This window comes from Pseudarthrobacter sp. alpha12b, assembly GCF_054130495.1.
The window spans coordinates 2,017,330-2,032,178 of record NZ_CP196746.1; the positions used below are offsets into that span (position 1 = coordinate 2,017,330).

15 protein-coding genes are annotated in these 14,849 nt (G+C 67.0%); 6 read left to right on the plus strand and 9 right to left on the minus strand.

Annotated features, from left to right (window positions below):
* Nucleotides 1-93: 93 nt before the first annotated feature.
* From mnmA to ACTAQI_RS09195, 3 genes are all read right to left on the minus strand, one after another.
* Complete coding sequence (mnmA, locus tag ACTAQI_RS09185) at nt 94-1,227, minus strand: tRNA 2-thiouridine(34) synthase MnmA (RefSeq protein WP_457950702.1); 1,134 nt, start codon at nt 1,225-1,227, stop codon at nt 94-96.
* Nucleotides 1,228-1,379: 152 nt separating this feature from the next.
* Complete coding sequence (locus tag ACTAQI_RS09190; RefSeq protein WP_457950703.1) at nt 1,380-2,609, minus strand: cysteine desulfurase family protein; 1,230 nt, start codon at nt 2,607-2,609, stop codon at nt 1,380-1,382.
* 47 nt (nt 2,610-2,656) lie between these two features.
* Complete coding sequence (locus ACTAQI_RS09195) at nt 2,657-3,322, minus strand: helix-turn-helix transcriptional regulator (RefSeq protein WP_457950704.1); 666 nt, start codon at nt 3,320-3,322, stop codon at nt 2,657-2,659.
* A gap of 87 nt (nt 3,323-3,409) precedes the next feature.
* Here ACTAQI_RS09195 and ACTAQI_RS09200 point away from each other — a divergent pair, with 87 nt between their 5' ends.
* Nucleotides 3,410-3,832, plus strand: a complete 423-nt coding sequence (locus ACTAQI_RS09200) for a hypothetical protein (protein ID WP_457950705.1) — start codon at nt 3,410-3,412, stop codon at nt 3,830-3,832.
* Nucleotides 3,833-3,940: 108 nt separating this feature from the next.
* Here the strand turns inward: ACTAQI_RS09200 and ACTAQI_RS09205 are convergent, their stop codons facing one another.
* A complete protein-coding gene (locus ACTAQI_RS09205) occupies nt 3,941-4,534 on the minus strand; it encodes a hypothetical protein (RefSeq protein WP_457950706.1) in 594 nt (197 codons plus the stop codon).
* A gap of 293 nt (nt 4,535-4,827) precedes the next feature.
* Between ACTAQI_RS09205 and ACTAQI_RS09210 the strand changes: the two genes are divergently transcribed.
* From ACTAQI_RS09210 to ACTAQI_RS09225, 4 genes are all read left to right on the plus strand, one after another.
* Nucleotides 4,828-5,769, plus strand: a complete 942-nt coding sequence (locus ACTAQI_RS09210) for a J domain-containing protein (RefSeq protein ID WP_457950707.1) — start codon at nt 4,828-4,830, stop codon at nt 5,767-5,769.
* 23 nt (nt 5,770-5,792) lie between these two features.
* Nucleotides 5,793-6,260, plus strand: coding sequence for a tRNA (cytidine(34)-2'-O)-methyltransferase (locus tag ACTAQI_RS09215; RefSeq protein ID WP_457950708.1), 468 nt, complete (start codon nt 5,793-5,795; stop codon nt 6,258-6,260).
* A gap of 205 nt (nt 6,261-6,465) precedes the next feature.
* The gene (locus ACTAQI_RS09220; protein WP_457950709.1) at nt 6,466-7,074 is read left to right on the plus strand and encodes a sigma-70 family RNA polymerase sigma factor; all 609 of its coding nucleotides are present in this window, start codon (nt 6,466-6,468) and stop codon (nt 7,072-7,074) included.
* 10 nt (nt 7,075-7,084) lie between these two features.
* Nucleotides 7,085-7,945: an anti-sigma factor gene (locus ACTAQI_RS09225; RefSeq protein ID WP_457950710.1), complete on the plus strand. Its 861-nt coding sequence runs from the start codon at nt 7,085-7,087 to the stop codon at nt 7,943-7,945.
* Nucleotides 7,946-8,025: 80 nt separating this feature from the next.
* Here ACTAQI_RS09225 and ACTAQI_RS09230 read toward each other — a convergent pair whose 3' ends face one another.
* The 5 genes from ACTAQI_RS09230 to ACTAQI_RS09250 form a co-directional block, all read right to left on the minus strand.
* On the minus strand, nt 8,026-8,805 hold the full coding sequence (locus tag ACTAQI_RS09230) for a PIG-L deacetylase family protein (protein WP_457950711.1): 780 nt from the start codon (nt 8,803-8,805) through the stop codon (nt 8,026-8,028).
* A gap of 4 nt (nt 8,806-8,809) precedes the next feature.
* Nucleotides 8,810-9,757 carry an electron transfer flavoprotein subunit alpha/FixB family protein gene (locus tag ACTAQI_RS09235; protein WP_457950712.1) on the minus strand — a complete coding sequence of 316 codons (948 nt, stop codon included), beginning with the start codon at nt 9,755-9,757 and terminating at the stop codon, nt 8,810-8,812.
* Nucleotides 9,758-9,770: 13 nt separating this feature from the next.
* On the minus strand, nt 9,771-10,562 hold the full coding sequence (locus tag ACTAQI_RS09240; RefSeq protein ID WP_457950713.1) for an electron transfer flavoprotein subunit beta/FixA family protein: 792 nt from the start codon (nt 10,560-10,562) through the stop codon (nt 9,771-9,773).
* Between the two features lie 285 nt (nt 10,563-10,847).
* Nucleotides 10,848-12,341: a S1C family serine protease gene (locus ACTAQI_RS09245; RefSeq protein ID WP_457950714.1), complete on the minus strand. Its 1,494-nt coding sequence runs from the start codon at nt 12,339-12,341 to the stop codon at nt 10,848-10,850.
* Nucleotides 12,338-12,469: a hypothetical protein gene (locus ACTAQI_RS09250; protein WP_457950715.1), complete on the minus strand. Its 132-nt coding sequence runs from the start codon at nt 12,467-12,469 to the stop codon at nt 12,338-12,340. Before ACTAQI_RS09250 ends, ACTAQI_RS09245 begins: the two co-directional genes overlap by 4 nt.
* Nucleotides 12,470-12,751: 282 nt before the next feature.
* Here ACTAQI_RS09250 and ACTAQI_RS09255 point away from each other — a divergent pair, with 282 nt between their 5' ends.
* Nucleotides 12,752-14,812 (plus strand): TPM domain-containing protein, encoded by a 2,061-nt coding sequence (locus ACTAQI_RS09255; protein WP_457950716.1) that lies wholly within the window; start codon nt 12,752-12,754, stop codon nt 14,810-14,812.
* Nucleotides 14,813-14,849 lie beyond the last annotated feature (37 nt).

The following is a 14,849-nucleotide window of genomic DNA, read 5'->3' on the forward strand; positions in this document are numbered from 1 at the left end:
GACAGAGATGAGCCCGACCGGCACCCAACAAAGCACTGGTGCAACAAAGCACCGTCCCGGCGACGGCGGGGACGGTGCTTCAAAGCGCAGGTATTACAGCGCGGCGCGCTGGAGCGAGCGGGCGGCGTCGATGGTTGCCTGGCCCAGCACCCGGCTGCCCTGGTACAGCACCACCGTCTGGCCGGGGGCCACACCGCGCAGCGGCGACTCCAGACGGACCACCAGCTGGCCGGAGGCTGCGCCGTCCGCCGCCTGCTCCATGTGGGCAGTGGCCGGAACCGGGTCCCCGTGGGCCCGTACCTGTGCAAAGCAGTCGAAACCGGCACCCGTTCCCACTTCTGCGATGGGAAGGCCTGCCCAGGAAACCTTGATGCCGCGGATCTCGTCGATCGCCAGCAGCGCCTCGGGACCCACTACCACCTTGTTTTCCTTGGGCCGGATTTCCAGGACGAAGCGGGGCTTGCCGTCGGCAGCAGGAGTTCCGAGCTTGAGTCCGCGCCGCTGGCCGACCGTAAATGCGTTGGCGCCGGGGTGTTCCCCTACCTTGGCTCCGGTCTCGTCCACGATGTCGCCGCTGGTCATGTCGATTTTTTCGGCAAGCCAACCTGCCGTGTCGCCGTCGGGAATGAAGCAGATGTCATGGCTGTCCGGCTTGTTGGCGACGGACAGGCCCCGCCGCTCCGCTTCGGCACGCACCTCGGCCTTGGACGGGGTATCCGCCAACGGGAACATGGAGTGCTTGAGCTGTTCGTGCGTGAGGACGCCCAGGACGTAGCTCTGGTCCTTCGCCCAGTCCGCGGCGCGGTGCAGTTCCCGGTTGCCGTCGGCGTCTTCGATCACCTTGGCGTAGTGGCCCGTGCAGACGGCGTCAAAGCCCAGGGCAATGGCCTTCTCCAACAGGGCGGCGAACTTGATGCGTTCGTTGCAGCGCATGCAGGGGTTGGGCGTCCTGCCGGCCGCGTACTCGTCGATGAAGTCCTGGACGACGTCTTCCTTGAAGCGCTCGGAGAAGTCCCACACGTAGTAGGGAATGCCCAGCACGTCGCAGGCGCGCCAGGCGTCCCGGGAGTCCTCGATGGTGCAGCAGCCGCGGCTGCCCGTGCGCAGGGTGCCCGGCATGCGCGAAAGGGCCAGGTGGACGCCGACGACGTCGTGCCCGGCCTCCACCGCGCGGGCGGCGGCAACGGCGGAGTCGACCCCGCCGCTCATGGCTGCTAGTACTCGCATGCTGGCTTTCTGTTGGGGGATGCTTCCTTTCCGGGGCCGTGCTGGACGCACCGGCGGCGGAAACGATGTTTGCCTATCCATTCTACGGCGGGAGGCAAATCAGCCCGCTCCGCACTGGGCAGTGCAGGCGGCGAAACGCGCCGGCGGCTCGCTTAAGCGCCGGGAAGGGCCTGCCGCGCCACGGTGCCCGCGGTCTGGATCGAGGACTCGTGGCCGGCCATGCCGGCTTGGCGGGCCCGTGCATAAGCTTCCGGCAGCGCTGCAAGGAGGGCGTCGACGTCGGCCTCCGTGGATGCGTGCCCCAGGCTGAACCGCTGGGCGCCGCGCGCTGTTTCCTCGTCCAGGCCCATGGCCAGCAGCACGTGGGAGGGGCGGGGCACACCCGCCGTGCAGGCCGAACCTGTGGACGATTCGATGCCGGCCAGGTCGAGGAGGAACAGCAGTGAGTCCCCTTCACAGCCCGGGAACGTGAAATGCGCATTGCCCGGAAGCCGCCGGCCACCGGGTGCGCCGCGGAGAACCGCCTCCGGAACGCGTTCACGCACGCCCTCGATCAGCCGGTCGCGCAGTGCAGCGATCCTTGCCTCTTCCATGGGCAACCCAGCGGCAACGGATTCCGCAGCGGCAGCGAAGGCAGCGATGGAGGCGGTGTCCAGCGTGCCGGAGCGGACGTCGCGTTCCTGTCCCCCGCCGTGCTGCACCGGCGTCAGGGTGACCGCCCGCCCCAGCAGGAGTGCGCCTACACCCACCGGGCCGCCGATTTTGTGTCCCGAAATGGACATGGCGTCCAGGCCCGAATCCTTGAAGTGCACCGGCACCGAGCCGAACGCCTGGACGGCGTCGGAATGCACCGGCACGCCGGCGGCATGCGCCAGTTCAACCACCCGCTTGATGGGCTGGATGGTGCCGACCTCGTTGTTGGCCCACATGACAGTCACCAGGGCCACGGTGCCGGGGTTGCGGGAGAGTTCCGTTTCGAGGACCTCAAGGTCCAGCACGCCCTCGCTGTCCACCGGCAGCCAGGCAACCTCGGCGCCTTCGTGGCGTTCGAGCCATTCCACTGTATCCAGCACTGCGTGATGTTCGACGGCGGAGCACAGGATGCGGCGCCGCTTTGGGTCTTGTGCCACGCGGGACCAGTACATGCCCTTCACCGCGAGGTTGTCGGCCTCGGTGCCTCCGGAGGTGAAGATGACCTCCGAGGGATGGGCGCCCGCCGCTGCCGCGACTGCCTCCCGGGCATCCTCAACGGCACGGCGGGCCCGGCGCCCGGACCCGTGAAGGGACGAGGGGTTGCCGGTCCTTGCCAGTTCACGCGTCAAGGCGGCGAGCGCGGCGCCTGAAAGCGGCGTGGTGGCGGCGTGGTCGAGGTAGGCGGGCATCCTCCAATTCTATCGCGGCCGGCTGCCGCGCCCGCGGCGTGGGGCCGTCAGCTCCCGCCCGTGATCCTTGCGCAGCAATGACCGGGTCCTGCGTCAGTGGCCACACGGTCCTCCGGATTGCCGCAGCCAACCGCCGCACCGCGCAGGAACGCGCCGTTCATATCGCACACCACTGCTGCGTGAGCCCGCGAAAGCCGGTGGAAGGGGCAGTTGGGAAGCAGGTAGCCGCCCTCGCCGTCGGGCTCAGGCTGATAGCCGGTTTCGGCCAGGAACTCTTCCAAACCCGCTGAGGCTTCCGCCAGTTCCCGGCCTTTCCGGAACGCGACGGCGCGCAGCGACTCCCCCACTGGCCCGCCGTCGGCCTGCGTGGCCTCGATGGCGGCGGCCATCAGTTCCCCGGCAAGGTCATAGTTCCGGTCCGGCACGGACGCTCCCACTTCATTGCCCACCGTCCGGTACATCTTGGCGGGGCGCCCCGATCCCGGCCCCGTCCTGCCCGCAGGCTTATGGAACTCCACGGCCAGCAGGCCGTCCTGGACCAGCCGGTCCAAATGGAAGGAGACGGTGCTGCGCGCCATGCCTGCAGCCTCAGCCACCTCGTCACGCCCCACGGGCTGGGGCGAGGCAGCGACCAGTTCGAAAAGCTGCAGCCTCCTGGCATCCGTCAGTGATGCAACAGCAGCAATCCTGTCCGCCCAGGGAAGTCGGTACATGGCACTCCAATTCCAAAGTCAAGATCTCTTGATTATAGACCGTGCTCCTTCTAAAATTGGCATACCCACTTTTAGAATGAGAGCACCATGAACCCAGCATCAGCAATGCGGACCCAGCATGCACCGACCACCATGCCGCCGGCGCGGCAGGCGTTCTTGTTGCTGCGCACCGTCTTCACCGCCGCCCCGATCCTTTTCGGCCTGGACAAATTCACCAACATCCTCACGCACTGGACCGTCTACCTGGCGCCCCAGGCCACCGCCATCGTGCCGCTGCAGCCCCAGGCCTTCATGTACATCGTGGGAGTCGTGGAAGTCATCGCGGGCGTGGCCGTGGCAGTACGGCCAAAATACGGCTCGTTGCTGGTGGCCGCGTGGCTGGCCGGGATCATCATCAATCTGCTCCTGCTGGGAAGCTTCTACGACGTCGCGCTGCGTGACTTCGGGCTGCTGATAGGCGCCCTGGCCCTTAACCGGCTGTCAGTGCGAACCAGCCGAATCACCGCGTGACACGGCTGGCGTCCGCCAGGGGCGCGCAGCAGCACAGCCAAAAAGACCCGCCGGCAGCTGAGCCCTCCAGCCGCCGGCGGTTTTATGTGTCAGGAACAGGGCGGGAACTCAAACAGACGGCGGCACCAACGGCAGATACCGGACCACGTCCCGGCGGGCCGCACCAAGTGTGGCCGCATCCGGGCAGGACACCGATACATAGGCCGACGAACCGGCAGTACCAAAAACCCTTGCCAGGACCGCAATGGACCGGCCGCGGGGGGCCGCATGCTCTAGGGCCAGCACTTCCACGGTTTTGCCGGGAGTCTCCGTGGTACCGCCCCACTGCAGAGTTTCCGTCTTCAGGTACGAGGGCTGGATGGTTGCGTCCAGGTACTGGAAGAGGGCAACGGTGGACTCCCTGTCGTCTCCGCGGACCAGCGCAGCCTGGCCGCTGCTGACCCTGGCGGCAACGATGCAGCCGTCGGCTTTGGCGTATTGGCTGGCGCCGGCCACGTTTTCCTTCACCAGGTTCCAGCCAGGGGCGCCCTTGAGCTCATCTGAAATGCCCACGGGCACCCCGGGCGCCAGTGTGCCTCCGGCAGCAAAGGGCAAATCCCGCGCCGCCACGGCCGCAGCGTCATGACCAGGGGTGATGGTTGGGGTGGACAGCACTGGAGTACTCGCGGGGGCTGCGGTGACGGACGGATCCCGGACGTCCACGCTGCATCCGGCTAAAAGCAAGGCCCCCAGGCCAATCGCGAGCGGCACTCCCCCGCGACATGCCCTGCCGGCCCGTCCCGCCGTCGTCGGCATATCCGTCTCCATTCCGTCACATCCCCTTAGCCGGTGTTCAGCCGCGCAGGCACGAGTCTAGACTCCGGCCACCCGGGAACCCGCAAGCCCGTGATGTTCGTTGTCACCGCAGGCGCACCATCCGTGCTGGCTAGACTGGGCGGGCACTCCGCTTTCCCGCCGGGACTGAGGAAGCCGCGCATCAAGAGAAGGAAGATTGCTTGACCGAGAGCAGCAGCTCCCATTACCAGGTCCTTCGGGTGGCCGTCACCGCCACCGAAAAAGAAATCAAGGTGGCCTACCGGCGCGCGGCCAGGAGGGCCCATCCGGACCACGGGGGTGACGCCGCAACCTTCCGCCGCGTCACCGCTGCCTACGAAACCCTCATTGATCCGCAGCGCAGGAAAGCCTACGACCGCTCCTATGGCGCGGGGACAATCCGGGACGCCTCGCCCGACGACGGCGCCCACTTTGATGCGCCGGCTGCCGGAAGCAGGGCGTCCGCCACCGTCCGCAGGCCTGGCAGCGGCAGGAATACAGCCGGCGACCCGCCCGTCTATGTTCCGCCCTACGAAGGAAACGACGTTCCGCTCGTCCCCCTGGCGCTGGCCCGTCAGCAGGTGCACGGGATGCCCCGGAAGCGGGGAATTTTCGGCGCCGAGGCCCGCATCCAGCGGGAAATGCGCACGGTGCAGCTGCTGACCCGGCAGGTTCTGCCGGCCATCCCTTCCGCCCGGCTCATCAACGGCCTGCAGTCGCCCGCTGACAACAGCCACATCGACCATGCCGTCCTTTCCGGCTACCGGCTGGCCCTGGTCAACTCAATGCTCCTCCCTAAAGGCGCCTACGCGTGGGATGGCCGGACCCTCAACCACGGAGGCCGCGCGGTGGCGCCTCCGCAGCTTGCCCGGGTGGTATGGGCCATGCAGGACATTTTCCCTGAACTCAACGTGACGGGATGGACCGTGGTGCACGGCCCGGATGACAACCTCCACGAGCCGGTGATTGATCACCACCGCCGCCCCGCCGGTGCGCTGGAAACCGTCCAGATCGTCAACGCGGCGGGCATGGTGCGCGGCCTGAAGGAATTCCTGGCATCGGGTCCGGCCCCCAATACCGTGAACATCCCGGTCCTCGCCAGGCTGCTGCGCGGCATGCACTGACCGCGGGTGGCTAGGATGGGGAGGTGTTCCGCATCCTCTTCCATGAACCAGAAATCCCCGGCAATACCGGCAACGCCATCCGCCTTGCCGCCATCACCGGCGCCGAACTGCACCTCGTGGAACCCCTCGGCTTCGACTTCTCCGACGCCAAACTGCGCAGGGCCGGGCTCGACTACCATGACCTCGCCGTCGTCACCGTGCACAAAACAATCGAGGACGCCTGGAGGCACCTCCAGCCCGAACGCGTCTACGCCTTCACCTCGGACGGCACCACCAGTTACACGGACATCGCCTACCGTCCCGGAGATGTCCTGCTGTTTGGCCGTGAATCGGTAGGCCTGCCGCCGGAGCTGAAAACCGATTCCCACGTGACCGCCACGGTGCGCCTGCCCATGTTGCCGGCCCTCCGTTCCCTGAACCTGGCGAATGCCGCCTCCATTGCGGTATACGAGGCATGGCGGCAGCAGGGTTTCGCCGGCGCCAGGATCTAGGACCCCTCCCCGGTTTGCGGCCGGCCCCGAAAATCCTGACGGCCGGCCCATCCACCCTGGCCGCGGCGCCGAATGACTCCTGAAGACATTCGAGCGGAGCAAGGAGCGGCAGGTGACTCTACTGGAGGCAGGTTCCAGGCGCGACAAGCGAAGCCGGCATGGCACTGCTGAGGATCCGCCGCCCGGAGACTTATGCTTGGACGTAATGGAAACTCCCAACGCGCCGAATTCCGAGGGCTCCGCCGCGGTGACCGACCCACCTGCAGACCTCAGCCAACGCCTCTCGGTCCTGTTGGCGGGTATAGCCCGCCAGGACCAGGCGGCGTTCGCCGAGTTCTACCAGCTCACGTCCCGCAGAGTCTTCGGCATGGCGCGCCGCGTCCTGATCGATCCTGAACTCAGCGAAGACACCACACAGGAAGTCTTCCTGCAGGTCTGGCAGAACGCCGCGAAGTTCGATCCCCAGGCTGGAAGCCCGCTGTCCTGGCTGATGACCATCTCGCACCGCCGGGCGGTGGACAAGGTCCGGTCATCGCAGTCCTCCACGGACCGGGAAGCCAAGTACGGGGCCAGTACGCAGGACATCGACCACGACACGGTTTCCGACGAGGTCGGCAGCCGGCTTGAGGCCGAAGCCGTGGTCCGGTGCCTGGGAACGCTGACCGAAACACAGCAGGAATCCGTGCGCCTTGCCTACTACGGTGGCCTCACCTACCGGGAAGTCGCAGAACGGTTGAATGCAGCAGTGCCTACCATCAAGTCCCGCATCCGCGATGGACTGATCCGATTGAAGACCTGTCTGGGGGTGAGTTGAGATGAGTGGAATGGATGAAAGCCCCGATGGCCGTTCACGTGCCTTCGGGGACATCGTGGCCATGGACCTTGCGGCCGGCCGTGCCGTCGACCTCGCCGAACTCTACGCCCTGGACGCGGTCACGGATCAGGAACGCGACGCCATCGACCGCTATATCTCCACTGCCCCGGAGGCTGAACGCGGGGCTTTCGATGAGCGTGTCCGGCAGTCCCGGGAGGCGCTGGTGCGCACTTTCCGTGCCGAGGAGGAACCGCCGTCGGACCTGTTCCAGCGGATCGTCGCCCAGCTTCCCGCCCAATTCCCGGGTAAGGATGGGCTGGCCGGTGGAGACGCCCAGTCGCCGGCCGGAAGCACGGCACCGCCTCCCCGGCAGGAGGCCTTTGATGAGCTGGCGCAGGCCCGGAAGCGCCGGGAGGAACGGCGGGGCCCATCCGGTCCCCGGCGTTGGCTGATCGGGGTGGCAGCGGCAGCAGCCATCGCCCTGGGCGGCGTGGGCGTGGGCGCCTACATGGCTGACCAGAATGATCCCGTGAACCAGGTGGCGAGGGCCAATGACCTGCGCGAGGCTTCGGTCAACGTGGTTGGCGGTGGCAAGGCCACCCTCATGATCTCGGCGTCGGAGGACGCGGCCGTGGTGAAGATGAGCGGTGTGCCCGCTCCCCCGGCCGGCAAGGTCTACCAAATGTGGCTGATCCCCAAGGACGGCTCCGCGCCTGTCTCACAGGGGCTGATGGACGAGCAGGCCCTGTCCAAGCCCGCCGTGGTCCAGGGCATCCACTCGGCGGCCTCACTGGGCATCACAGTGGAGCCCGCCGGCGGGTCCAAGTCCCCAACCCTGCCCACGGTGGCGGCGGCCCCGCTCGGGGCCTGAGCCGCAGCCAACCGGCGGGTGAGCGATAAAAGCGCCCCCGGTCCCCTTCCAGCGAAGGGAACCGGGGGCGCTTTTCCGTGCTAGAACCCCGCGATGGTGCCGGGGCCGTTGATTGCCACTACGTGGAACGCTTCCGCGCTGCGCCCCTCAGGGAGGCCGGCCCGGGCGGCGTTGAGGTGCATGCCCCGGCGGACGGTGGCTTCCATGGCGGCCACGTCAGGGTGCTGGCTGACATGGACGTGGATGGCGGCCATCTTGGCGTCCACCTGGGGGGTGACGTCCACGAAGTGGTTTTCCCGTTCCCCGGGGCCGGCGTAGAGCCACAGCCACGGCAGCTTGTACGCCTCCAGGCCTGCTTCTGCCAGTTCAGGGTAGGCGAAGGGGTTCTCCAGTGCCGGATACACCGCGCGCGTCACCGCCTCGCCCACGGCCAGGTGGTCGGGATGGCTCTTTTGGATCCGCTCCCAGTTCCGTTCCGGGTGCATGGCAAGGACGACGTCGGGACGGAGTTCGCGGATCAGCCGCACCACCCCCTTCATCACCTCGTGCGACGGTTCGAGGTACCCGTCCCGCTGGTGGAGATAGTGGATGTCGCTGACGCCCACCAGCTCCGCGGCACGCCGCTGCTCGGCGTCGCGCATGGCGATGATGTCCGCACGGTGGGCGGGATCGAAGCCGCCCGCGTCGCCGTCGGTCATGATGCAGTAGCTCACCTGCACGCCTGCCGCCGTCCAGGCGGCGACGGTGCCGGCAGCGCCGAAGTCGATATCGTCAGGATGGGCCGCAAAACAGAGCACCCGCCCAACCCGGTGGATGTCCGGGTTGAACGGGCTCTGTGCCTGCTCGTGGGAGGCAGTCAAGGAATCAGCCTTTTCGCTTCTTGATCTCGGCGGCGGCCTGCGGGAGGACATCGAACACGTCGCCGATGATCCCGAAATCCGCGATCTCGAAGACCGGTGACTCGGCATCCTTGTTGATCGCAACGATGACCTTGGACGTCTGCATGCCGGCTTTTTGCTGGATGGCCCCGGAGATGCCGGCGGAAATGTAGAGCTGAGGGGAGACCGTCTTGCCGGTCTGCCCCACCTGGGCATCATGGCTGATCCACCCGGCATCCGTGGCGGCACGGGAGGCACCCACGGCAGCACCCAGGGCATCCGCCAGCTCCTCCACGGGACCGAAGTCGCCGTCCATGCCGCGGCCGCCGGCCACCACGATGCGGGCATCGGTGAGGTCGGGCCGGCCGCTGGCCACCTTCTGCTCGCGGGCGGTGATGCGCGCCGCGGCGGCTGCAGCAGGCACCTCCACTGTGGCAGTTCCCGGGCTGGTGGGTGAAGGGGCCGGTTCCGGGATGACGTTGTTGGCCTTGAGGGTCAGCACGGACACCGGGGTGGTGGCCTTGCAGGCGGTGCTGTAGGAGCCGGCAAGGACGGACTTGTGCGCCGTGCCGTCCGGGTCCACGGCGACCACGTCTGTGATGACGCCTGCGTTCAGCCGAATGCCCAGCCGTGCCGCGATTTCCTTGCCCTCCGGCGAGTTGTCCAGCAGGACGATGCCGGCGCCGGTGGATCCAGCGGCGGCGGCCAGGTAGGCGGCCTTGGGTGCAACCAGGAAATCATCCAGGTCCTGGGCCGACGGGTGCAGGATGTTGCCCACACCGTACTCGGCGAAGGTGGCGGCGACGCTCTCGGAAAGCCCGCCGTTGAGCGCCACCGTGCTTTCGCCCAGGGAACGCGCCAGGGTCAGCAGCTCGAGGCTGCTCTTCTTGAGCGAGGCGCCGGGGTTGTCGATGAATACGAGTACTTGTGCCATGTCGATGTCCCTCTTAGAGCAGCTTTTGGGCGGCCAGGAAGTCAACCAGCTTGATGCCGGCGTCGCCCTCGTCGGTGATGATGGTGCCTGCAGTCCTGGGCGGCCGCTGTTCGGCGCTGGTCACGGTGGTCCAGGAACCGGCGAATCCCACCTGGGCGGGGTCCACACCAATATCGGACAGGGACAGCGTACTGATGCTTTTGCGCTTGGCTGCGATGATGCCCTTGAAGTTGGGGTAGCGCGGCTCGTTGATCTGGTCCGTCACGGACACAACCGCGGGCAGCGGCGCCTCCACCGTTTCCGACGAGGTATCGGCGTCGCGGCGGGCCGTCAGCCGGCCGCCGTCGACCTCCAGCGTGGAGGCGAAGGTGACTTGCGGCAACCCGAGCCGCTCGGCCAGCTGCGCCGGAACAAGCGAGGTCTCGCCGTCGGTGGACGCCATGCCGGTGATGACCAGGTCCACGTCACCCAGGTGCCGGACCGCGGCGGCGAGCGCAAGGGAGGTCGCTGCGGCGTCTGAGCCGGCCAGGGCGTCGTCCGTGAGGTGTACACCCTCGGTTGCGCCCATCTGCAAGGACTTCTTGACGGCGTTGACAGCCCCGGCGGGCCCCATGCTCAGGGCAATAACCTGGTTGCCCGCCTTGCTTCCACCCCTCGCCTCGGCCAGCTGCAGTGCTGCCTCCAGCGCGTATTCGTCAAGCTCGGACAGGATGCTTTCGTCGCGGTCCGCGGTGTTGCCCTCCCCGTTGAGGTGACGGTCGAATTGGGCGTCCGGTACATGTTTGACCAGGACTACGATCTTCAATGTCTCTTCCACTGTTTCTGCAGCAGCCTTCCATGCTTGTGGACAGCCAGCCGGGTGGGACATGGCCGCAATATGCCCGGCAGACGGGTAGCTCCTAGCTAACCATATCGGCGCGCCCCTGCGCCCTCTTCCGTTAACGCCTGTGTCAGCCCCTCACCAGGGAGCAGCATGACGACGGCGGCGCCCCCTTTGGTGGGGACGCCGCCGTCGTCATTAGCTGGCGACGGCGGCGCCCCCTTTGGTGGGGACGCCGCCGTCGTCATTAGCTGGCGCTGCTGCCGCGCGTTAGCTGGCAGCGGCACCCAGCGTGACGTCGAACGTCTGCTCCTTGCCGCCGCGCATGACCGTGATCTTCACGGTGGATCCGGCCGGCTGTTCGCGGACGGCCGCCGTCAGCTGGTTCGGTTCGCCGATGGTGAGGTCGTTGAACTTGGTGATGACGTCGCCGACCTTGATGCCGGCCTTCCCTGCTGCCGAGCTGGCGTCGACCGTGGCGACATCGGCCCCTACCGAAAATTCGGAGGATGCACCGGAAGTGGTCTTGGCCTTGACGCTGACGCCCAGCTGCCCGTGGGAAACCTTCCCCGTGTCGATGATCTCCTGGGCGACGCGCTTGGCGTTGTTGATGGGGATGCTGAACCCGACGCCGATGTTGCCGCTCTGCGAGGTTGACGTCCCGGAGCCGGCGGACGCGATGGCCACATTGACGCCAATGATCTCGCCCTTGCTGTTCACCAGGGCGCCGCCGGAGTTGCCGGGGTTGATGGCTGCGTCGGTCTGGATGACATTGATGGCGATGGAACCCTCGCCCGAGCTTTGCTGGCTCTGGCCCCCGCCGGGAGGCGCGAACTGGAAGCCCTGGTCACCGCCCTGGCTGTTGTCACCGCCCTTGGGTGCTGCGGACGATGCCACGCTGATGGTCCGGTTGAGCGTGGACACGATGCCGTCAGTGACGGTGCCGGTCAGGCCGAGCGGGGAACCTATGGCGATGGCGGTATCCCCCACATTGAGCTTGGAGGAATCACCGAGCGTGGCAGGGGTGAGGCCGGAGGTGTCGTCCACCTTGATGACGGCGAGGTCGGACAGGGGGTCAGTGCCCACGAGCTTTGCGGGCACAACCTTTCCGTCGCTGGTCCGGATTTCGAGGGTGGCGTTGGCGGTCTGGCCGTCAAGGGTCACTACGTGCGTGTTGGTCAGAATGTGTCCCTGGTCGTCCAGGACAATGCCGGAACCGGTGCCCCCGGAACTGCCGCTGGTGGCGCTGATGGTGACCACGCTGGGCGAGGCCTTCACCGCAGCCGCAGTGATGGCGTTGACATCGTCCTTGTTGTTGACGATGACAGTGCCGGGCTGGTTGCTGCTGCCGACCGTCGACGTGCTGGACCCGGTGTTTCCAAACAGTTCACCGGCGCCAACCGTCGCCACGCCGCCGCCCACAAGGCCTGCTGCGAGGATGCTGGCTACCAGGGTACCGACGCCAAAGCTTGCCTTCCGGCGGGGTGCATCCTTGGGGTTGGGTGCCAGGCCGACGCTTCCGTTGGGCATGCCGTGGGCCGCCCCATGCATGGGCTGGCCGTCGTGGTGCTGCTGCTGGCCGTACTGGTGCTGCTGCTGGCCGTAAAAGGGCTGCCGCTGCGGGTAGACGGGGCGCGGAGCACCCGGCAACTCCTGCGTGTGGTTTTCGCGCATCTGCGGCTGGTCCAGCCGCTCAGTGCTGTTGTGCGGCTCTGTGTGCTGCTGGTTCCCGGCGCCGTAGCCGCGTTCCTGTCCCGGCGTCACGCCGCCGTTTCCATACTGAGTGCCCGCCGGGCGGTCTCCGGGCTGCTGCGGGCCCTGCTGCTGCCAGGGGCCGCGGCTGCCCCCTGGTTGTCCTCCGGGACCGGTCCTGGGGTTTGATTCTCAGTCATGGGACTTCCTTTCATCCTCGTCTGCCATTAACTATGACCCGTTCCGCTGGAACAAGCTCGGATGTTTGCTGAGAGCTTCCTGAACGCCCCGGCCATGGCCGCGCCCCTGACTTTCCGTTTCGCTGGCGGCATATTCGGCCGCATGGACTGGCTGTGGGGTGCACCATAGAATCAAGATGAATTGCCACAGCGACCTGCGGCTTCACACCAAGCGTGGGGGCGCTGCTGGATTCGACGACTGATTCGTCCCGAATCGGTGTCAGGCGTGCTGAAGGGTTGCACATGCGGTCAAAGTTCAAACGTATCCTCGCCGTGATCGGCCTTGCCGGGCTGCTGGCGGTACCCGCCGGCGCCGCGTGGGCCGAAGACCCGGTAACCATTCCCTCCGGAACCAACATTGTTGACAGCGCCAATGTGTTGGGCAGCCGAAAGGGCGAGGTCCAGGATGCCATCCAGAAGCTCCTGAAGGACCACAAGTACAACCTGTACGTGGTCACGGTGAAGTCATTCGACAACCCCGCTGATCCCACGGCCTGGAGCCAGGCCGTTGCAAAGACCAAGGGCATGGGCAAGGCAGACGTCATCCTTGCCATCGCCACCGACCAGGGCAAGTACTACTTCTCCCCCAATTCGGCCAGCGCCATTTACTCCAAGCGCAGCAACATCACCCAGAACGCAGTGGTGGCCAACCTTGCCGGCGGCAAGAAGGACTATGCCCAGGCCGCCATTGACACTGCCTCCGCTGTCGGCGATGCCGCGGGCGGCGGCAGCGGCAATGTGTCATCCGGCAACGGAGCCGGCGCAGGAATCCTCGTAGGCGCAGGCGTGGTGGTGGCCGGAGGCGGCGCCTACCTGTTTTACCGGAACCGGCGGAAGAAGGCAGCCGGCCAGGTGGCGTCCAGCGGAAGCTACGGCCCCCAGGGCGCGGAACTGGACCCGCTGGCGTCACTCAGTGTTGAAGAGCTCCGCCGGAAGAGCGGTTCCCTGCTGATCGAAGCGGATGACGCCATCAAGTCCAGCGAGCAGGAACTTGGCTTCGCCCAGGCACAGTACGGAGATTCCGCCGTCGGAAACTTCACCAAGGCCCTGGCCGAAGCGAAGGCCCACATGACGGAGTCCTTCAAGCTGCAGCAGCAGCTCGATGACCACATTCCAGATACCGAGGAGCAGCAGCGGACCTGGCTGGGCGAGATCATCCGCCGCTCCGAGGCCGCGCTCGCATCACTCCAGGAGCAGAAGGCGGACTTCGACTCCCTTCGTGAACTGGAGAAGAACGCTCCGCAGGCCCTTGCCGCCGTCAACGCCGGAGCCCAGGAAGCCGACGCCAAGATCGCCAGCGCGGAGCAGTCCCTGGCCACCATGCGGTCCAAGTATGCGGACAGTGCACTGACCCAGGTTTCGGACAACATCGTGCAGGCCAAGGAACGGCTGGCTTTTGTCCAGAACGCCTCCCAAACCGCCCAGCAGAAGCTGGGCGAGGGCGAAGCAAGCCTGGCTGCCGTCGCCGTGCGTGCTGCGGAGGAGGGCCTGCACCAGACCAACGTCCTGCTGGACGCCATCTCCAAGGTGGCCGCGAACCTCGATGACGCCCGCAATGGCCTTGAAACGGCTGTGGTGGATACTTCCCAGGACCTTGCCCAGGCAAAGGCCATGATCCAGTCGGGCGCCCACGCCGAACTCGCGGGGCCTGTGGCTGCGGTGGAAGCCGCCCTGGCACAGGTGAAGACGGAAATCCAGGGCGGAAAGATTGATCCCATCGCCACCCTGCAGCGGGTGGAGACCGCCCACCAGTCCCTGGACCAGGCCCTGACCGGCGTCCGGGACCAACAGGAGCAGGCCCGGCGGGCCCAGGCATCGCTGCAGCAGACCATCATGTCGGCCCAGGCCCAGATCAGCGCCACCTCCGACTACATCACCGCCCGCCGCGGCGGTGTAGGCACCGAGGCACGCACCCGGCTGGCTGAGTCCCAGCGGAACCTCGACTACGCGCTTTCCATCTCCCGCACGGACCCGGTCACCGCGCTCACCTACGCCCAGCAGGCGCACGCACTGGCGGCACAGGCCGCACAGCTGGCCCAGGCCGACGTCGACCACTTCGACGGCTACGCCAACCAGGGATTCGGAGGCCGGGGCGGGATGTTCGGCGGCGGAGGCGGCGGCGGACTGGGCGGCGCCATCCTGGGCGGCATCCTGATCAACTCCATCCTCAACGGAGGCCACGGAGGCTGGGGCGGCGGAGGCGGCGGCAGCTGGGGTGACGGCGGCGGAGGCGGCGGCTGGGGCGGAGACTCCGGCGGCTTCGGCGGCGGGGACTTTGGCGGAGGCGACTCCGGCAGTTTCTAAGGACTTCCGCCGGACACGCCGGAAGATCCCGGTGGGC